Source organism: Methanobrevibacter sp., assembly GCF_045126245.1.
GTDB lineage: Archaea > Methanobacteriota > Methanobacteria > Methanobacteriales > Methanobacteriaceae > Methanocatella.
Window position 1 is genome coordinate 15,239 of record NZ_JBGVOG010000020.1, and the last position, 19,384, is coordinate 34,622.

Here is a 19,384-nt window from a genome sequence, read left to right on the forward strand (position 1 = left end):
TCCACTTGTTTCAAAATCTATTTTTGATTAATAGTGAAACCATATTCAACGAATATGTCTTTAGCTTCTTGAGTTTGTAAGAATTCTAAGAATGCTTTTGCACCATCTGGGTTTGTAGCGTTTTTAGTAATAGCTACTGGGTAAATTACAGGAGTTTTTAAAGCATCATCAGGAGCTTCACAAACTACTTTAACACCATCATTGGATTTTGCATCAGTAGCATATACAATACCACAGTCAGCAGATCCTTGAGCTACTTGGTTTAATACAGCAGTTACATCAGTACCTAAAGATAATTTGGATTGGAGATCTTCCCAAATGCCTGTGTTGTTTAATGCTTCTCTAGCGTATTGACCTGCAGGTACGGATTCAGGATCACCAATTGCAATGGTACCGTTTACATCTTTCAAATCATCAAATGAAGTTATGTTAAGAGTTGAGTCTTTAGGTACAATTAAAACAACTTTGTTTTCTAAAAGTTGAACATTTGTATCGTTGTCAATTAAACTTTCATTGATTAATTTGTTCATTTGTTTATTAGCAGCAGACATGAATACATCTGTTTCCAAACCGTTTTCAATTTGGGTTTGTAAATCTCCACTTGAAGCGTAAGTAGGGACTACTTTTACACCAGGATATTTTTCTTCAAACATTGGAATTAACTTATCATCATAAACATTTTTTAAACTAGCAGCAGCAGCTAAATGAACTTCTGTACCATTTAAACTATCATCGGTAGAGCTACCGCCTAAAAAATCAAACCATCCAGCGCTAACTGCTGAACTTGCACAAACAATTGCTATCATTGCTATAACAGCAATAATTAACACTTTTCTCATAGATTTCATGGTTTTCCTCCTTTGAAATAATATATACAAAAACACCATCAGACATCAAATACAATAATCAAAGATTAATAAAAATTGCGAATAAGTTTATTTGCATATTCAATTAATCAGATAGATTAATGCTTCAACCAATAAACCCACACCAATAAAAAAATAACATTATAAACTGAATTATTATTCAATTTCATGATATTTTTTCACACACTAATTTCCCAATCTTAAATTACCATTCAATTATCATGATTAGTAATTATAAATAAGTTAACAGTGACATATATATTTTTTCATAACGAGCTAGGATATTTAGAAAAAAAGTGTGTTAATGAATGTAATATCGAAAAATATATTTTTGTTAAAAAATCATTAAAATTAAAAAAAATAAATTAATTTAACTTCTGGCAAAAGTAAATAATCTTACAATCATCTATTCAAAACGAAATAAAAAAAGTTTACATACAACATTTATAATATGAATTGAACAAATAATTACTTGAGGTGCAACATGTCAGAAATTGCAAAAATAGACGAATTTTTAACAAGAGCAGAAGTATTTTACCTTGCAACAGTAAACGGAGACAAACCAAAAGTCAGACCTCTGGGTTTCCATTTGCTGTTTGAAGACAAGATATACTTCGGAGTAGGAACCTTTAAAGAAGTTTACAAACAATTGGAAGCTAATCAAAATGTTGAAATAGCTGCCTGGGATGGAGAACACTTTTTAAGATATTATGGTGTCGCAGACCTAAGCAAAAATGAAGCTGTTGTCCAAAAAGCATTTGAACTCATGCCTGAGATTAAAGAAGCTTATGAAGCTAATGGCTGGGAAATGGGCGTTTTCTACCTTGACGATGCAACAGCAGAAATTAGAAATATGTTTGCTGTTGAAGAAACATATGAATTCAAGTATTAATGTGAAAAACATTAATACTCTCACTTTTTTTAAACATGTTTGATATCCGTATAATCGGATATTTCGGAGTTGATTGTGCACAAATCATTGATGTTTAAATCATGCACATCATTGTGCCCAGTAATCCTTGCAAAGGTTTTCAGCTCCTCAGTTGAAACTCTTAAATAATTTTCAACCCTTTTTGCCGCAGTTTCGATTTTAAGTCTTTTTCTTAACTCATCATCCTGAGTTGCAACACCAACAGGACAGTCCCCTGTATCACAAATCTTATATTGCTGACAGGCTGCTGCAATCATTGCAGCAGTCCCAATAGCTACTGCATTGGCACCCATTGCCAATGCCTTTGCAAAATCAGATGAAACTCTCAAACCGCCGGTTATTGTTAAATCAATGTCGCTTTCATTCTCGTCCAGGTATTTGCGAGCTCTTGAAAGCGCATAGATTGTTGGAACAGATGTTGAATCCCTAATCAATTTCGGACTTGCGCCGGTTGATCCGCCTCTCCCGTCAATTGTAATGAAATCAGGTTCGGCATATAACACATAATCGAGGTCATCTTCAATTTTACCCGCTGCAAACTTAAGGCCGATCGGACGGCCCAATGATTTGGACCTTAACTCATCAACCAAATCCTTCAAATCCTCTTTTGAATTGACTTCAGGAATTGTTGCTGGTGAGTGAATATCCTTGCCTATTTCCTTTCCCCTGACTTCTGCAATCTCTGCAGTTACCTTTTCGCCTTGAAGCTGCCCTCCAAGACCTGGTTTTGTAGATTGACCAATCTTGATTTCAATGGCATCTGCATTTTTCAGATTATCCTCAGTTAGAGAGTATTTGTTCGGAACATACTCAAAAATGTATTTATATGCATTTTCCATCTCATCTGTCAATATTCCACCTTCACCACTGCACTGGGCTGTCTTAATGGCTGCACTACCTTTAGCCAAAGCTATTTTTGTCTCCCTTGAAAGAGCACCAAAAGACATGTGAGTAATGTAAATAGGAGATTCAATGACTAACGGTTTTTTAGCATTCCCACCTATAATTGTTTGAGTGCTAACCTCAACATCGCCTTCCAAAGGCTGCGGGTTCAACTGATTTCCCAAAATTAAAATGTCATCCCAATTGGGCATTGGAAGCTCGGTATACATTGCCGCAACAATGGATTCGCCTGTAATAGCCATTTGGTGAATCGCATCCATTTGCCTTATACCCTTATCGCTTTTGGCATAATCTTTATCATAAGCCAAATCAGTGTTTTTAATTTCTTTAGCTTCTGTTGATTTTGAATTTTCAACTTCCACAAATTTTGAGATGTCCTGCTTACAGATTGGACATGCATCCAACTCGTTTAATAAAATTCCTGTTGCTTCCTCATTGTGAATATGACCACAAATAGTACATTTATAAATCATGCAATCACCTTTAATTTATAATATTAAATATTTCAATATCGACATCATTGACAAATTTCATTAATAATCGCTAAAGCGTTGAGAGCTCTTGGAAAACCAATATAAGGTAGAATTACCGCAATTGCAGAAATTAGTTTTTCCTTTTCATTTCCTACTGCCAAATTGCCTTGAACATGACCTCTCAGTTGATTTTCACAACCTCCCAAAGTCGCAATAAATGTGAATGTAATTAATTCACGCTGCTTGTCATCCAAACCATCCCTTGTATAAAAATCGCCGAAACAAAATCCTTCAAGGAATGTATTGAAATGCTTCTGGTCATCAGGTGTCTGATTTCTCATAATTTCAATGTTTTGCCTGCCAAAATATGACTCCTGGATTTCACGGCCTTTTTCATGCCTGGTGCTGGGATTAGTGTTTGACCTATTTTTTAAAGGTGACTCGATTCCTTTTTTGTCAAAAACTTTAATGACCACACCGAAAAAATTATGCGCTCTTGCAAACCCGACATAAGGAACCGCCTGATACAAAAGTTCCTTGACTTCCTCAGGTGAAATATCCTTATCCAAAGCGGAGAGTAATATTTTTTTAAATGACTTCGGAGATTGTGCAGCAATTAAAGAAGCCAATATTACTAAAATTGAGTCCTTTTCACTTAAAGAAGCATATTCAAACACTTCCCCAAATGCAAAATTTTTAAAGATTTCATGAAATTCAGGGTCGTTTTTTTTGATTATTCCAAAATTGCTAAAAAAATAATTAATGAGATAGCTTATGTTTTTAATATAAAAAAGCTTATCCACAAAAACAATATTTTCAACATCCAAACTTTTTTCATGACTCAATATCTCTTGAAAAGAAGATATTGAAATTTAAAAATTGTAATATACATTTTTATATAAAATTAAATAAAAATAATACTAACGAAATTTTAAAGTTGTAAATATAATAAGGTGGATTTAAACATGGTTGATTTAATAGACGGAATATTGAACAGTCGGCATAACATACGGGAAATAATACAAAACGACGCCAAATCAGCATTTGTAAATCCAATTGCAATTCTTCTTTTAATAGCAATCATTATATTGCCTTCCTTATATGGGCTAATTAACATTTATGCATGTTGGGATCCTTATGAAAATACTGATCATGTCCAATTTGCAATAGCTAATGAAGATAAAGGAGCCACATATGAAAATGTGAGCATAGATGCTGGTGGCGATTTGGTTGAAATGCTTGAAAATAATACTGATTTTGATTGGGTATTCGTGAGCTCGGATGAACTGCGGCAGGGCGTGCATAATGGAAAATATTATGCAGGTATGATAATACCCGCCAACTTCAGTGAATCGATTGTATCCATTACAACAGATGACCCCCATTCAGCTAGACTAGAATATATTGTTAATGAAAAATATCCTGTAGCGGCTAAATTGTCAGATGCCGCCGCAAAAGCAGTATATAACAATATCAATGCTGAAATCGTTACTTTTATTAATCTGGCAGCTTATGATAAACTCGGAGAATTGGAATCCGGACTGGCTTCAGGAGCAGCACAAATGTCAAGCGGTGCAGTTCTCTTGTCCAATGGAGCGGGCCAGGTAGGCAGCGGAGCAAGTCAGGTTTCAAGCGGTGCGGCACAATTATCCGACGGTGCAGGTCAGTTGGCAGACGGTGCCAATCAATTGGCTGATGGTGCAAGTCAAGTGGCTGGAGGTACTCAACAGGCATATGACAAAGTAAATACTTATAACACCGCCGTTCATGATGTTACTAATTTTGTTAGAGAAAATCATCCTGATTCTGAGTTTATAAAAGAATGGATGGATAGTGTTGATACTAAAGCAGATAATGTTACAGGCAAAGTTCAGCAGTTGAATGATGGTGCAAGTCAGGTAGCTAGCGGTTCTGCATCCTTAGCATCCAATACTGGCAGACTTAAAGGAGGCGTGGATGAACTATCTCAAGGATCAATAAGCTTGGCTGCTGGTGCGCAATTACTTGCAAATTCCGCTGCTTCAGCATTATTTACAGCATCCAGTTCATTGGCTTCAGCGGCAGGTTCACTCTCTGATGTAACCGGATTGAATGACAGTCAAGTAGGAGACTATTTCTACGCACCTGTAAAACTGGATAGATATGCAGAATTTGAAACCAGCAATTTCGGTTCCCAGGTTGCAGCATTTTATCTGGTTTTATCAATGTGGGTTGGTGGATTGATTACTACTGTAATTTTATCTGTCGGAACAAGTATCGGCACCCCATATAAACCTCATGAAATGTATTTCGGTAAAATGTTGCTGTTCAACATAATAGCAATACTGCAAACTACAGTAACACTAATCGGAGCATTCCTCCTTGGAATTGATGTTCACAATCCTGTAATGTTCATCTTTTCGTGTTATTTTGTTGCAATAATATTCATGACAATAATATACTCCCTAATATCACTATTCGGAAAGGTGGGAGATGGTATTGCAATAATCTTGCTGGTATTCCAAATATCCGGTACCGGTGGTATATATCCTGTTGAAATCATGCACAAAATCTTTGCAGTAATGTCACCGTATCTGCCGATGACTCATGCAATAAACATAGTGCGTGAATCACAGCTCGGTTTAATCTGGAGCAATTATATACCTTCATACATGTTCCTATTGGTAGCAGGAATAATTGTAACCCTGGCATCAATTATTCTAAAACAAAGATTTGATAAACGTACAAAATATTTCGAAGAAAAATTAGAAGAATCCGACATCTTTAATTAGATGTTTGTGATTCCATTTTTTTATTTTTTTAAATTAACCTAATTTTAAATAAGACACTGTTTTTCGTGATGAAATAGCTTCATAAAGAGGGAAAATTAAACATAATCGCCGGCATTACCATCAATTTAATGAAGCATCGAAACTAATTGCAGGCAGATTAGTCGAAAAATAACTCATAAATAAAACACCATGCATACCAAAAGACTAACACATTAAAAAAAAAAGTTAATATCTAAAAAAAGAAAAGTTAAGGAGATTAATCTCCTTTATTCCAGTTTACAATACCATAAACAATACATAAAAGTGTAGATAATATAATTCCAAGATATACTCCCCAAATCCATGGGTCTTCAATTCCTAAAATCGCCATTATACATCACTTCCTTTTGTATCAATGCTTTCAAATGCCTTATCGACAACCTCTTTAGCCGGAGGCTGGGTAAGTAAACTTACAACTATTGTAAATATTGCTGAAACCGGAACTGCTATTAACATTACATCAATGAACGGCCATGGTGCCGCAGGCAGGATTGTTTCAACGCCAAGCAGGAATTTACATATTCCAAGGCCAACTGCAGTCTTTTTGAATACGAATATCAGCCAGAACAGGCTCATGAATGTTCCGGATAGGATTCCTGCAATAGCACCGAGCCTTGTAATGCCTTTCCAGTAAAGTGCGCCTAAGAAAACCGGCAGGAATGCTGCTGCACAGATTTCAAAGAACAAGCTTGTACCCAATGCAACCACACTTCCAGGAAGTGAAAATGCCATTACCAAAGCTAAAAGAATAGCTATTAAAATACCCACTCTTGAAATTGAAACATCATCCAGTTTCCTTTTGCTTTTATCCCTTAATGTTGAGTAGATATCTACACCGAATGCAGTTCCCTGGGTGTGCAATTGAGAAGATATTGTTGACATTGCTGCCGCAATTAAAGAAAGCAGGAAAATGTATACGAACCATTCTGGCAGAGCCATTGTAATGAATGTTGGAATAATCTTGTCAATATTTCCTCCAACCACATCCACTGCAATCTTGCCTAATTTATCCATGAAATATACATTTGAAAGAGATCCTACAATATATGCAGTAGTCGGCATGATTGCAATGAAAATACCTCCAATCAAAACGGACCTGTTAAGTTCCTTATCGGATTTGACTGTCATGAATCTTACAATCAAAGAAGGTTGAGCAAGCACACCAATACCCACACCGATTAAAGTTGATGAAACTAAAGACCACCAGAATGGTGTTCCAAACTCCGGAAACGAAGTCCAGCCCGTTCCACCCGTTGCTATCGCATCGGCAGGGTATAAGTTAACCATACCTGAAAGTGCTGTATTTGAAGTGCTTACACCTCCAAGCAACCAATATACAAATACCAGCAGGAATATCATTGCAACAACCATGATTGTACCTTGAAGTGCATCAGTATACATCACACCACGGATTCCACCGAACAATACATAAAATGTGATAATTATTGATAAGATTAAAAGTGCAATACTAAAATCAATTAATAATGAAGATTCCAAAAATCTTGCAGCTCCAATCAACACAACCGCCGCATAGATTGGCATTGCACAGAAAATAATCAAACCAGAAACATATTGGATAAACTTACTGTCAAAACGTTTTCCTAAAAACTCAGGGAATGTCAAAGACCCCAAAGAATGGCCCATTCTACGAGTTCTTTTTCCCAAGAATACGAATGCTATGAACACCCCTATAATAATGTTTAAGAATGCCAACCATAGAACACTCATACCATATTCACCTGCAACTCCTCCAAATCCAACGATTGCCGCTGTCGAAATGAATGTTGCTCCATAACTCATTGCCATAATGAATGGGTGAGTGTCCTTACCAGCAATCATAAAGTCTTCAGAGGAATTAGTTTTCTTATATGCATAATAACCTACAAATACCAAAGCAAATATGTAGACTATAAATACAATTGCTAAAATCATTACATCCATAAATGATACCTCAAAAATTAAAAACTTGATATTACACTTAAATTTATAAATGTATAGATATATAAATATTAGCATAAAGATACATTGATGTACAATAATGTGCATAGTAATAATTTTGAAATCTGATTAAATCAGAATTGCCAGTTCAAATATTATATTAAAATAATATAACATTTAATATAAATGAAATATAATAATTAAACATAATTAGAAAATTTACTAACAGGGATAATATGTTTTGGAATGAAGAAGCGGAATGTATGGGAAATGATGAAAAAGAAGAAATACAACTGAAAAGACTTCAGGAGACCGTGAAATTGGCATATGAAAATGTCGAATTTTACAAAAAAAGATTTGATGAAGCAGGAATAAAACCTGAAGATATTAAAACTTTAAAAGATATTGAAAAAATACCATTCACCACAAAAAATGATTTAAGAGAAGCTTACCCGTTAGGATTGCTTGCAGTTCCTCGAGAAGAAATCGTAGAGGTTCACGCATCATCAGGAACAACCGGAAAACCAACCGTGACAGCATACACACAAAATGATTTGGACATATGGGGAGAATGTATTGCGCGCGGACTTAAAATGGCCGGAGCTGAAAAAGAATACATTATCCAAAATGCTTACGGCTATGGCCTGTTCACAGGAGGATTCGGTATTCACCACGGCGGAAATAAGATGGGTGCAATTACAATACCTATTTCCGCAGGAAACACCAAAAGACAGCTCGATACAATGGTGGATTTCCAAAGTGAAATCCTAACCTGCACTCCATCTTATGCAATGTATTTAGGAGAATCAAGAGAAAAAGCAGGAATTCCTCTAGAGGACATCAACTTAAAAATAGGAATCCACGGAGCCGAAATGTGGACTGATGAAATGAGAAAAAGAATCGAATCCTCACTTGGTATCAAAACACATAACATTTATGGATTAACAGAAGTAATGGGTCCGGGCGTTGCTCAAGAATGCGATCAACAAAACGGAATGCACATTCAGGATGACCACTTCTATCCGGAAATCATTAATCCGAAAACTGGCGAAACCCTAGGGTATGGCGAAAAAGGAGAACTTGTTCTAACTTCACTTACCAAAACAGGAATGCCTATTATAAGATTCAGAACAAAAGATCTAACTTCACTCATCGGGGAAAAATGTGAATGTGGAAGAACAACCGTAAGAATGACTAGAATCACCGGAAGAAGTGATGATATGTTGAAAATCAAAGGCGTTATGGTATTCCCATCACAAATTGAAAAGGCATTGCTTAAAATCGAAGGTGCCAGTCCTAACTACATGATTCACGTAACAAGACCGGACATTTTAGATGAAGTTGAAGTTAAGGTAGAAGCTACAAAAGATTTATTCTCAGACGAAATGAAAGAAATGGAAAGAGTGGAAAAGCAAATCCAAGCGGCAATCAGATCAGAAACCGGATTGAGGGTAGACGTGACACTCTGTGAACCGGAATCATTACCAAGAAGTGAAGGTAAAGCTGTTCGCGTAATCGATGAAAGAAAATTTGAATAGGTGATAAAATGGCAGTGAAACAAATTTCAATTTTCGTAGAAAACAAAGAAGGAAGAATTAAAAAGGCTATTGACACATTAGCTAAAGAAAACATCAATATTCGTGCTCTTTCAATAGCAGATACTTCAAAATATGGAATTTTAAGATTAATTGTTTCAGATAATGAAAAGGCAATAGCTGCACTTGAAAAAGATGGTTTTATTGTAAAGGAAAATGAAGTAATTATCTTGTCCGTTCCGGATGAACCTAACGGATTAAATTCCACATTGGCCGTTTTTGATGAAAAAGGAATAAACCTGGAATACTTATATGCTTTTGTAAGCAGCAATAGCGACGAAGCCATTGTAGTCATGAGACTGGAAAATATGGAAAAAGCTATTGACGCATTAAATGAAAGCAACGTTAAAATACTAGATGAAAACGACATTAAAGATTTATAGAAAAGATTAACCTCTTTTCTACACTATTTTTTAAAAAGTTACAGGAACTAAAAAAGAGAAACTGAAGAGAAATATCTCTTTTCTACAAATTGTTCTTGTTTTTAATTTCAATGATTTTTTCACAATAATAGAAAATAAAAGCAATTTATGCAAAATTAAAAAAAATAAAAAAAGTAGCTAAAATTCTTTAAGCATTTTAGCTATATCTTCTTTGGAATAACCTAAACGAACAAAAAGAGCTTTAAGAGGTTCTGTTTCAGGAATAACCCCTAACTCTTTCCAATTTTTAAAATCGTTTTTCATTATTCCATTAATTAAAAGTTGAATAGTGATTAAATCATCACTTTTAACAGCAATGAATGCATCTTCATCATCAAAAATATTATCCGGGTCAATTAGGGAAATACTTCCGTTTACCTCTCTTTTAACAATTGCATTATCAATTTTGTAAGCCATAATACCACAACTTCATTATATACTAAAAGTTTTATCTTAAATACTATTTATATTTTTAACCTTTGATGGATTTATATCCGCTTTCGATAGCCTTTAAATTCATGTCATGGAATTTAGGTTTTAAATTATTTTTCATTGCATCAATTACAGACTCCTTTGACAACGGAAAATTATCATCTGCAGTGACTGCACCCAATAAAACCATGTTTAATGCTAAAACACTTCCTGCTTCGATGGCTAATTTAGTCCCATCAATAGGAAGAACATGCTTGAAATTTTCGTTCAATGTCTTGGTTATGCTATCAACACTAGGATAATCTTTATCAGCGGAAGATGGAATAATCGGATGAGTATTGTAAACAATTTTAGTCTCGCTGTTTGCTTTATCCAATCCCCTTATTGTTTCAATTGGTTCGAAAGAAAGTAACATGTCCGCTCCCTGATTTGGAATAATTGAAGAGTTGAATCCGCCAATTTTTAACTCAGTGGAAACAGAACCCCCTCTCTGAGACATTCCATGAATTTCGCTCATCACTACATCCAAACCTTGGTTCATTGCAGCTTCACCTATAATAGTTGAGGTTTTAATAATTCCCTGACCTCCAACACCACAAATATAAATACTATAATGATTATCCATTTTCTCACTCCCTACCTGCTTCTAGAGCCCCATACTTGCAGACCTGAATACATACATTACATCCATCACATTGAGCTTCATCAACTGTGATTTTTCCATTGATTTTTGAAATTGCAGGACATGCGAGCTCACTTACACATTTATCACAATTATTGCAGTTTGACTCAACAAATTGAACCGGCGGTTTTTTAGTCAAGCCTTTAATTAAGGTACATGGTGCTTTTGATATAATTACTGCAGTATCATCTCTTTCGAAAGCCTCTTTATATGTTTTGACAACCTGTTCCAAGTTGAATGGATTGATTACCCGCACATAATCACATCCGCAAGCCAAAGCCAGTTTACGAATGGAAACTTCAGGGGCATCATCACCCATACCGTCAACCGGGATGCCCGGATTTGGCTGGCCTCCAGTCATTGCTGTAATCCTGTTATCAAGAACTGTCAGGACAAAATTATGCTTGTTGTGAACTGCATTGATTAAGGGTGAAACTCCACTATGGAAAAATGTTGAATCTCCGATGAAGCTTGCTACCTTTTGATTGGTGGAAACTGAAAATCCGCAACCGTCACCTACACTGGACCCCATTGACAACAGGTAATCAGCAGCATTGTACGGTGGATTAATTCCTAAGGTATAACATCCGATGTCTGATGCAAACACCACATCATCCGGTTTTAATCCAAGCTCATCAATAGCCTTGTTGATTCCATAATACATTGCCCTGTGAGGGCATCCTGCACATAAGACCGGTGCCCTTGAAGGGATATCTTCAGACAATTTTTCCAAACTTGATGAATAACTGATTGATTTGTCATCCTTGAAACTTAACACCTTATCGAATCCATCAGCCACAACATCTGAATTAAATTCATGGAAAAGAGGGAATGTGCCATCCAATTTACCGTGAACGATTACATCCAATTTTTTCGCGCCTATTGTAGCCAAGGCATCCCTTTCAATAATCGGGTCGACTTCCTCAACGACAAACACTTCATCGAGATTGCTTAAAAATTCAGCAACCTTTTCCTGTGGAAACGGATATGAAAATCCCAATTTCAAAATATCCATGTCCAATCCATTGAATTTGATAACATCATGAGCGTAATTATAAGCGCTGCTTGAAGATATAACTCCATATTTCTTATCACTTGCAAAGTCAATTTCACTATTCAAATCACTTTTATTTGCAATCTCTTCAATTTTATGAATTTTATCCCATAACCTCACATGCATTTCGCCGGCAAAAGCTGGAACGGGTACGAATTTTGAAGGGTCTTTATCGAAATGACCTCTCTTCCAGTGGTTATCACTGTTTGAAGAATTATCCTTTATGTCTCCAAATTCAACAACACCCCTCATATGGGATACACGAGTGGTTGTTCTGACAATTACTGGAAGGCCAAATTCCTCAGACAATTCAAATGCATATTTAACCATGTCTTTTACTTCTTGACAATTTGACGGTTCCAAAACAGGAACGTTCGCCAGTCTCGCATAGTTACGAGTGTCCTGCTCATTTTGAGATGAAAACAGTGAAGGATCATCGGCGGACAAGATGACCATACCGCCTTTAACACCGGAATATGCAGTTGTCATGAATGAATCACTGGCCACATTCATCCCTACATGTTTCATGAAAGTAAATGAACGTAATCCTGAAGCGGCCGCGGTTGCCGCAACTTCCATCGCCACTTTTTCATTTGTTGAAAATTCAAAGTAGATATTGGCATCTTTAGCCAATACGGATAATACGTTTCCAATTTCTGATGAAGGAGTTCCAGGATAGGTGGCTGCAATAGAAACACCCGCTTCTATCACTCCCCTAACAGCAGCTTCATTACCAAGTAAAAATTGTTTTTCACCTTGAACCCCTGTAACTAATTCTTTTAAATTCATTATATTTTCCTCAAAATAATCATTAATACAATATATTATATAATAGTTTGATGTATAAATATTATATTATAATATTTTATAAGCTTTTAGAAATGGAGGGGAATGATGATTAAAGTTTATGTTTCAAGGTTTGATGGTGAAAAAGACACAGAACCTCATTTGGAGTGTTATGAAATTGAAAAAACACCTCAGATGAAAGTATTGGATGCGCTTCAAGCCATTAACGAAAAATATGATGCCGACATTAGTTTTAGAAGCTCATGTAGGGCTGGACAATGCGGATCATGTGGAATCTTGTTTAAAGGAAATGGGGCTCTTGCATGTCAGAAGGAAATAAAAGATGGTGCAATTATTGAACCGCTCAATTTTCCTGTCATTAAAGATTTAATAGTTGATAAATCAAGTATCGAAGCTAAAGTAAAAGATTTAGAGTTATCCCTCCAATGTGACCATGAATGTAGTGAACTCGATACTTCAATTACAAAAGATGACACAAAAGATACCAAAAAAGTAAGAAGCTGTATAGAATGTTATTCCTGCCTTTCAACTTGCCCTGTTGTCAATATTGCAACTGAAGAATTCGGCGGACCTTACCTAATGAGATATATCAATAAATTTGAAACTGACCCTAGAGACAACTTTGACAGGCTGAAAGATGCTTTGGATGAAGGATTGTACAATTGTACAAGTTGCGGAAAATGTTTGGCTGTTTGTCCTAAAAACATCAACACATTTGGAGACGCAATAGAAAAAATGAGAGCCATTGCAGTTGCAAATGGTTCAGGCCCACTTCCGGAACATGTGGCATTTAAAGATAATATCTTAAAAACTGGAAGGTCTATAAAAACCGATAAAACATCATTTATCGATGAAGTTGAAAATTATACTGGATCCAAAGTGGCTTTCTTTACCGGATGCATGGTCGATTATAAATTCCCTGAAATCGGACACATGCTGGTAAATGTCTTAAAGGAAAACGGCATTGACGTTGATGTTCCAGAAGGCCAGGTATGTTGCGGTTCCCCTCTTTTAAGAACCGGGCAAACAGATATAGTTCAGGAACTCGTTGACAAAAATAAAGAAGTCTTTAAAGATTACGATACCGTGATTACTGTTTGTTCAGGCTGTGGAGCTACCTTGAAAAATAATCATCCGGAATTCGGCTCAAAATTACACGTAATGGACATCAGTGAATTTTTAGTGGATAAACTTGATGCGAGCAAAATGAAAGAAGTTGACATGAAAGTTACCTATCATGACCCATGCCATTTAGGAAGGGGCCAAGGCATAAAAGATGCACCAAGAGATATAATTGAAATGATTCCTGGAATCAAATTCGAAGAAATGAAATATCCTTGCCAATGCTGCGGAGCCGGTGGAGGAATAAAATCCGGAAAACCTGAAATCGCAATGGATTTATCAAAATCAAAGGCGGAAATGATTAAGGATACAGGTGCTGATGCGGTAGTTACAATTTGTCCTTTCTGTGATTTGAACTTGCAGGATGGTTTAAATGCGATAGGTTGCGAAGACATCAAATCTATGCACATACTTGAATTATTAACAAAAGCTTATGAATAATTATAATGGAGTTGATTAAGATAGGAGATGCTGCTGTAAGTGAAGAAAAAGTGGTGGATACAGCCCCATTAGCTTCACCAAAAGAGGAAGAAGACTCAAAAGCAGAAAAAAAATCAACTTCAACAAAAAAATCAAAAGCAAAAACCCAATCCAGAGGAACCGGAAGGGCGAAACTTACAAAAGCTCAGGAAGAAAAGGAAATAAACCTCTTTAAAGAGAATATTTACATTGTTTTTGTTGAGTGTGAAACTCCCGGAAATATTGGTTTTCTTGCAAGAACCATGGCAAACTTTGGATTGAAAAATTTAATACTTATAAATCCTCCCAAACTAACAAACGAGGCATATTATCAGGCAACACACGGAAAATATATTGTTGAAAATGCAAAAATCTACAAAACTTTGGATGAATTTTACCAATCCCAAAGAATTGATTTTAAAGTTGCCTCTACTGGTATGGCCGGAGGAAGTTATAATTTATCTAGAATTCCCCTTAGACCGGAAGAGCTAGGAAAATCATTGAATGCTTCAAATAAAATAGCAATTTTATTTGGAAGGGAAGGAAATGGACTTACAAATAAAGAGATTGAAGATTGTGACATTTGTGTCTCCATTCCCACAGACCCCACTTACCCTATAATGAATATCTCCCATGCTGCCGCAATCATATTCTATGAATTGTTTAAAAACAAACATGATTATGGCGTTAAAGGTTTGGAAGAAAGCAGCGAGCTTGAAAAAGAATATTTATTAAAGGACATGAGTGATTTGATTAACAGTTTGGATATACCGGACCACAAAAAGAAAAATGGTTTAAAATCATTCAAAAATATTATCAATAGAGCATTCATAACTGGTAGGGAAGCGCATACATTAAAAGGCATATTAAGACGATTAAAAATAAAACTTGGTGAAGAATGAAACGAATTAGCTTTGCAGAAATCAGTATTTTTGTCCTAAAATACATTTTCAATTGGAGATTTTGGATAGCTGAAATCACAAAAAAATCAAAGGCATATAAAAAATTTATTGATAAAATGCTTTTTGAAGATGATGAAATTGTAGTTATCCCAAATACCATAAATATCAACAAAAAAATTGAATCTGAAGGCTCCGAATTCTTGCCAACAGAGATTATTAAAGATGTCATCAAACGTTGTGATGACATTGTAATTATGGATACCTGCCTTTGTAGGACTTCAAACGATTGTAAGGACTATCCACAAGATATCGGCTGTATATTCCTTGGACCAACAAGTAAAAAGATTCCAAGAAGCATCGGTAAAAAAGCAACAGTCGAAGAAGCATTGGCTCAGGTGGATAAAGCTGATGCTGCGGGTTTGAGCCATATAATCGGTAGAAACAAAATCGATACTGTTTGGATGAATGTCAGACCTGGAAAAGGACTTTTAACAATCTGCCACTGCTGTCCATGTTGCTGCCTGTGGAAAGTTTATCCTAATTTAGATAGCGACATTAGCGATAAACTAGAAAAGTTGGATGGCGTGCAAGTTAAACTACACGATGACAACTGTAAAAAATGTAAGAAATGTCTTGATATGTGCATGTTCAAGGCCATCAGCATGGAAGACGGTAAAATCACAATCGACACAGACAACTGCAAAGGATGCGGATTATGTGCTAATTCCTGTAAATTTGATGCCATCAGCATTGAATATAGCGACAAGACTATTGAAAATGTAGTCAATAGAATTGATAACCTTTATGAAAAAGAATTATAAAACTTATTAAATGATTTTGTGTGAAAACATGGCAATCTTAAGTGATAAAGATATAAAAAAATACTTAAAAGAGGGAAAAATAGCAATCGAACCTCTTAAAGACGAAAAGCAAATACAACCATCTTCCGTTGATATGAGATTGGGAGATGAATTTAAAGTATTTAAAGTCATAAGAAAACCTTACATTGATCCTAAAGATGAAGAAGATGTTGCATCCTATATGGAATCAACCACCGTCAAAGAGGGTGAAGCGTTCATTATACATCCAAATGAATTTGCCCTTGCTACAACTTTGGAATATGTTAAAATACCTGATGATTTGGTTGCAAGAGTGGAAGGACGTTCAAGCATGGGGCGTTTAGGTGTTACAATGCATGTTACAGCAGGTTTTATTGACCCTGGTTTTGAAGGGAAAATCACTTTAGAAATATCCAATATTGGTGCAATGCCTGTCGCACTTTATCCTGGCCAAAGAGTTTGTCAAATCGTGTTTGAAACCATGACAACCCCTTCAGAAGTGCCATATGGACACCCTGATAGAAATAGTAAATATATGGGCCAGACTCGCCCTGAAAGCAGTAGAGTCAAATTAGATTATGAATTGAAAAAAGATTAGGAGTTAATATTTATGAATCATGATAAAATGAACAATATAAGTGCAAAAAGAGGATTTTTATGGCCGTCCTTTGAAATTTACTCAGGAGTATCAGGTTTTACTGACTATGGTCCCCTTGGAGCAAGCCTAAAGAACAACATTATGCAAAAATGGAGAAAGCAATATGTTTCCGGTGAAGGATTTTATGAAATTGAAGGTCCTACAGTAATGCCTAAAGAAGTCTTGAAAGCATCAGGACATGTTGACAACTTCACAGACCCAATGTGCAAATGTGAAAAATGTGGTGAAGTTTTCAGAGCAGACCACATCATTGAAGAGGTGATTGGGGAAGATGTGGAAAGTCTGGAAAACGAAGAGCTTGACCAGATTGTCATCGACAACAATATAGTATGTCCGGAATGTGGTGGAAAATTATCCAACATCTGGAATTATAATTTGATGTTTAAAACAGAAATCGGAGCAAAAGGAGATAAAGTAGGTTACATGAGACCTGAAACCGCTCAAGGAATATTCATTTTATTCAAACGTTTGGAAAGATTTTTCAGAGGAAAACTTCCATTTGGAGCAGTTCAGCTTGGAAAAGCATACAGAAATGAAATATCTCCAAGACAAGGCGTTATCAGACTTAGGGAATTTACACAGGCGGAAGCGGAGATATTCCTAAACCCTAAAGATAAAACCCATCCGAAATTCGCACAAATTGAAAACGAGATATTGCGCTTAAATTCACAGGAAGTTCAAGAAAATAACACAGAACCATTGGAAATTACTGCACGTGAAGCTCTGGACAAAGGCATTGTGGCCAACGAAATGCTAATTTATCAATTATATTTAGCACGTAAATTTTTAACTGAAATTGGAATTCCAGAAGAAGTTTTAAGATTCAGACAACACCTTGCAGGGGAAATGGCACATTATGCACTTGACTGTTGGGATGTAGAAGTGAAAACCGACAAATACGGTTGGGTTGAAATCATTGGAATCGCCGATAGGGGAGATTATGACTTGACTTCACACTCCGAGTTCAGTAATGATGAACTGAACGTGTTTATTGAATACGACGAACCTAAAAAAGTTCAAAAAACAGTCGTTAAACCTAATTTATCCAAATTTGGACCTATATTTAAAGGAGATTCACCTAAAGTAAAACAAGCCATTGAAGATGCTGACCCTGAAGACATCAAGGCAGCACTTGAAAATGATGGAAAATTCACCGTTGAGTTGGATAAGGTTTATGAAGTAGACAAAGATTTGCTCATATTTGAAGAAATTGAAGAGGAAATCACTGGTGAGAGAATCATACCTCATGTAATTGAACCCTCATTCGGTATTGACCGTATAGTATATTCAGTTTTACTCCATTCATTTACAGAAACTGAAGAAAAAGACTACTTTAAATTTGATAAATCAGTTGCTCCGGTGCAGGTTGGAGTTTTCCCTCTTGTCAATAAGGAAGGCCCGCGTGAAATTGCTCAAGATTTAACTGAAAGCTTAAGAATGGCCGGATTTAGAGTAGAATATGATGCAACAGGAACAATTGGAAAAAGATACGCTCGAGCTGATGAAATTGGTACTCCTCTTGCAATAACAGTTGATTTCGATACCCTTGAAGATAATCAGGTGACAGTAAGGGACAGAGACACCGAAAATCAGCAAAGAATTCCGATTGATGAGCTAAACGACTACTTGGAAAAATATTATAAATGAGTTTAAACTCATTTATTTAAATTTTTAAAATTTTCATAGAGATTATCTGCCCATTTCAATGAATTGCTATTTTTTGAGATTAATAATCTATTTTGATCAAAACTCCCATCTTCCTTAAATAATCCCAGAATCATCACTTTATCTGTGACTATCAATAGAAAATTATCTTCTTTTTTAAATGATGAAAAACTTTTAATTTCAGATTTTTCTTCAAAAACACTTAGAATATCGCTGGAAACCATCATTTCTACATATTTATTGTTTTTAACCATATTATTCAATTGATTATTGAAATTTTCATAATAAAACGGCAAAATGCATTTTACAAACTCAGCTTCCATTAGGGCATTCTCAATATAATTGTAGGTCCTATACGCATCAATATCATCGGATTCAATTAGACTCGCCTGCCCTATCAAGTATATCTCGGCTATTGATTCATTTGGAATCATATCAACCAGATGTTTATCCAAAATATTGAAAAACTTGTTTATCACATCAATTGTTTTATTCAACTCCAGAATGTTTTCAATCTGCATTTTCATGGAATTGGTCAAATGATATTTGCTTGATTGCCTGTAGACAAAATTTTCCAATTCCAGCTTGTGCATGGTGCTTGATACTGAACTGTAGCTTAATCCAGTATCCTCAGTCAAGGATTTCATGCTTTTAGGGTTTTCATATAATGTTGCTATAATTTTTAACCTAGACAACGAGTTTGTAATATATTTTACATCTTTTGAAATAGATTCATAACTTTTTAAATAATTTTCGTTTTCTTCAATCACAATAGACCACCTATTAGTATTACTTATTCTATTATTTTTATTACTAAAAATATAAA

18 protein-coding genes are annotated in these 19,384 nt (G+C 35.5%); 9 read left to right on the forward strand and 9 right to left on the reverse strand.

Translation table 11 applies throughout. The features are described 5' to 3' along the window. Window positions 1-17: 17 nt before the first annotated feature. A complete protein-coding gene (modA, locus tag ACJMLZ_RS01470) occupies window positions 18-848 on the reverse strand; it encodes a molybdate ABC transporter substrate-binding protein (protein ID WP_405303615.1) in 831 nt (276 codons plus the stop codon). Window positions 849-1,350: 502 nt separating this feature from the next. On the opposite strand from modA, the gene ACJMLZ_RS01475 reads away from it, so the two are divergent. Beyond that, a complete protein-coding gene (locus ACJMLZ_RS01475) occupies window positions 1,351-1,758 on the forward strand; it encodes a pyridoxamine 5'-phosphate oxidase family protein (RefSeq protein WP_405303616.1) in 408 nt (135 codons plus the stop codon). 29 nt (window positions 1,759-1,787) lie between these two features. On the opposite strand, the gene ACJMLZ_RS01480 is transcribed toward ACJMLZ_RS01475, so the two are convergent. Both ACJMLZ_RS01480 and ACJMLZ_RS01485 read right to left on the reverse strand, forming a co-directional pair. Beyond that, complete coding sequence (locus ACJMLZ_RS01480; RefSeq protein ID WP_405303617.1) at window positions 1,788-3,173, reverse strand: glutamate synthase-related protein; 1,386 nt, start codon at window positions 3,171-3,173, stop codon at window positions 1,788-1,790. A gap of 44 nt (window positions 3,174-3,217) precedes the next feature. Further along, window positions 3,218-4,018, reverse strand: a complete 801-nt coding sequence (locus ACJMLZ_RS01485) for a carboxymuconolactone decarboxylase family protein (RefSeq protein WP_405303618.1) — start codon at window positions 4,016-4,018, stop codon at window positions 3,218-3,220. A 120-nt stretch (window positions 4,019-4,138) separates the two neighbouring features. Between ACJMLZ_RS01485 and ACJMLZ_RS01490 the strand changes: the two genes are divergently transcribed. Then, the gene (locus tag ACJMLZ_RS01490; RefSeq protein ID WP_405303619.1) at window positions 4,139-5,944 is read left to right on the forward strand and encodes a YhgE/Pip family protein; all 1,806 of its coding nucleotides are present in this window, start codon (window positions 4,139-4,141) and stop codon (window positions 5,942-5,944) included. Window positions 5,945-6,200: 256 nt separating this feature from the next. Here ACJMLZ_RS01490 and ACJMLZ_RS01495 read toward each other — a convergent pair whose 3' ends face one another. After that, entirely contained in the window at window positions 6,201-6,314 is a 114-nt protein-coding gene (locus ACJMLZ_RS01495) for a symporter small accessory protein (RefSeq protein ID WP_342765164.1), read from the reverse strand. Further along, a complete protein-coding gene (locus ACJMLZ_RS01500) occupies window positions 6,314-7,924 on the reverse strand; it encodes a sodium:solute symporter (protein WP_405303620.1) in 1,611 nt (536 codons plus the stop codon). Before ACJMLZ_RS01500 ends, ACJMLZ_RS01495 begins: the two co-directional genes overlap by 1 nt. 233 nt (window positions 7,925-8,157) lie before the next feature. On the opposite strand from ACJMLZ_RS01500, the gene ACJMLZ_RS01505 reads away from it, so the two are divergent. Then, complete coding sequence (locus ACJMLZ_RS01505; protein WP_405303621.1) at window positions 8,158-9,459, forward strand: phenylacetate--CoA ligase family protein; 1,302 nt, start codon at window positions 8,158-8,160, stop codon at window positions 9,457-9,459. Window positions 9,460-9,467: 8 nt separating this feature from the next. Then, window positions 9,468-9,899, forward strand: a complete 432-nt coding sequence (locus tag ACJMLZ_RS01510; RefSeq protein WP_405303622.1) for an amino acid-binding protein — start codon at window positions 9,468-9,470, stop codon at window positions 9,897-9,899. Window positions 9,900-10,076: 177 nt separating this feature from the next. On the opposite strand, the gene ACJMLZ_RS01515 is transcribed toward ACJMLZ_RS01510, so the two are convergent. Genes ACJMLZ_RS01515 through iorA form a run of 3 tightly spaced genes read right to left on the reverse strand, consistent with a single transcriptional unit; the run spans window position 10,077 to window position 12,895 of the window. After that, complete coding sequence (locus ACJMLZ_RS01515) at window positions 10,077-10,355, reverse strand: hypothetical protein (protein ID WP_405303623.1); 279 nt, start codon at window positions 10,353-10,355, stop codon at window positions 10,077-10,079. Window positions 10,356-10,410: 55 nt separating this feature from the next. Further along, on the reverse strand, window positions 10,411-10,995 hold the full coding sequence (locus ACJMLZ_RS01520) for an indolepyruvate oxidoreductase subunit beta (RefSeq protein WP_405303624.1): 585 nt from the start codon (window positions 10,993-10,995) through the stop codon (window positions 10,411-10,413). Window positions 10,996-10,999: 4 nt separating this feature from the next. Then, the gene (gene iorA / locus ACJMLZ_RS01525; RefSeq protein WP_405303625.1) at window positions 11,000-12,895 is read right to left on the reverse strand and encodes an indolepyruvate ferredoxin oxidoreductase subunit alpha; all 1,896 of its coding nucleotides are present in this window, start codon (window positions 12,893-12,895) and stop codon (window positions 11,000-11,002) included. A gap of 105 nt (window positions 12,896-13,000) precedes the next feature. On the opposite strand from iorA, the gene tfrB reads away from it, so the two are divergent. Genes tfrB through glyS form a run of 5 tightly spaced genes read left to right on the forward strand, consistent with a single transcriptional unit; the run spans window position 13,001 to window position 18,540 of the window. Then, window positions 13,001-14,476, forward strand: a complete 1,476-nt coding sequence (gene tfrB / locus ACJMLZ_RS01530) for a fumarate reductase (CoM/CoB) subunit TfrB (RefSeq protein ID WP_405303626.1) — start codon at window positions 13,001-13,003, stop codon at window positions 14,474-14,476. Window positions 14,477-14,487: 11 nt separating this feature from the next. After that, window positions 14,488-15,396 carry a TrmJ/YjtD family RNA methyltransferase gene (locus ACJMLZ_RS01535; RefSeq protein WP_405303653.1) on the forward strand — a complete coding sequence of 303 codons (909 nt, stop codon included), beginning with the start codon at window positions 14,488-14,490 and terminating at the stop codon, window positions 15,394-15,396. Beyond that, complete coding sequence (locus ACJMLZ_RS01540; protein ID WP_405303627.1) at window positions 15,393-16,217, forward strand: 4Fe-4S binding protein; 825 nt, start codon at window positions 15,393-15,395, stop codon at window positions 16,215-16,217. The genes ACJMLZ_RS01535 and ACJMLZ_RS01540 overlap by 4 nt, the downstream gene beginning before the upstream one ends. A gap of 28 nt (window positions 16,218-16,245) precedes the next feature. Then, window positions 16,246-16,833 (forward strand): dCTP deaminase, encoded by a 588-nt coding sequence (dcd, locus tag ACJMLZ_RS01545; RefSeq protein ID WP_405303654.1) that lies wholly within the window; start codon window positions 16,246-16,248, stop codon window positions 16,831-16,833. Window positions 16,834-16,845: 12 nt separating this feature from the next. Beyond that, a complete protein-coding gene (gene glyS / locus ACJMLZ_RS01550) occupies window positions 16,846-18,540 on the forward strand; it encodes a glycine--tRNA ligase (RefSeq protein WP_405303628.1) in 1,695 nt (564 codons plus the stop codon). 8 nt (window positions 18,541-18,548) lie between these two features. On the opposite strand, the gene ACJMLZ_RS01555 is transcribed toward glyS, so the two are convergent. Further along, window positions 18,549-19,328 carry a helix-turn-helix transcriptional regulator gene (locus tag ACJMLZ_RS01555; protein WP_405303629.1) on the reverse strand — a complete coding sequence of 260 codons (780 nt, stop codon included), beginning with the start codon at window positions 19,326-19,328 and terminating at the stop codon, window positions 18,549-18,551. Between the last annotated feature and the right edge of the window lie 56 nt (window positions 19,329-19,384).

Excerpts from the sequence above, each read along its gene's own strand:
- ACJMLZ_RS01510 (WP_405303622.1), top strand. The coding sequence starts at position 9,468 with ATGGCAGTGAAACAAATTTCAATTTTCGTAGAAAACAAAGAAGGAAGA.
- ACJMLZ_RS01500 (WP_405303620.1), bottom strand. The coding sequence starts at position 7,924 with ATGGATGTAATGATTTTAGCAATTGTATTTATAGTCTACATATTTGCT.
- tfrB (WP_405303626.1), top strand. The coding sequence starts at position 13,001 with ATGATTAAAGTTTATGTTTCAAGGTTTGATGGTGAAAAAGACACAGAA.
- iorA (WP_405303625.1), bottom strand. The coding sequence starts at position 12,895 with ATGAATTTAAAAGAATTAGTTACAGGGGTTCAAGGTGAAAAACAATTT.
- dcd (WP_405303654.1), top strand. The coding sequence starts at position 16,246 with ATGGCAATCTTAAGTGATAAAGATATAAAAAAATACTTAAAAGAGGGA.
- glyS (WP_405303628.1), top strand. The coding sequence starts at position 16,846 with ATGAATCATGATAAAATGAACAATATAAGTGCAAAAAGAGGATTTTTA.
- ACJMLZ_RS01495 (WP_342765164.1), bottom strand. The coding sequence starts at position 6,314 with ATGGCGATTTTAGGAATTGAAGACCCATGGATTTGGGGAGTATATCTT.
- ACJMLZ_RS01490 (WP_405303619.1), top strand. The coding sequence starts at position 4,139 with ATGGTTGATTTAATAGACGGAATATTGAACAGTCGGCATAACATACGG.
- ACJMLZ_RS01505 (WP_405303621.1), top strand. The coding sequence starts at position 8,158 with ATGTTTTGGAATGAAGAAGCGGAATGTATGGGAAATGATGAAAAAGAA.
- modA (WP_405303615.1), bottom strand. The coding sequence starts at position 848 with ATGAAATCTATGAGAAAAGTGTTAATTATTGCTGTTATAGCAATGATA.
- ACJMLZ_RS01480 (WP_405303617.1), bottom strand. The coding sequence starts at position 3,173 with ATGATTTATAAATGTACTATTTGTGGTCATATTCACAATGAGGAAGCA.
- ACJMLZ_RS01475 (WP_405303616.1), top strand. The coding sequence starts at position 1,351 with ATGTCAGAAATTGCAAAAATAGACGAATTTTTAACAAGAGCAGAAGTA.
- ACJMLZ_RS01520 (WP_405303624.1), bottom strand. The coding sequence starts at position 10,995 with ATGGATAATCATTATAGTATTTATATTTGTGGTGTTGGAGGTCAGGGA.
- ACJMLZ_RS01515 (WP_405303623.1), bottom strand. The coding sequence starts at position 10,355 with ATGGCTTACAAAATTGATAATGCAATTGTTAAAAGAGAGGTAAACGGA.
- ACJMLZ_RS01540 (WP_405303627.1), top strand. The coding sequence starts at position 15,393 with ATGAAACGAATTAGCTTTGCAGAAATCAGTATTTTTGTCCTAAAATAC.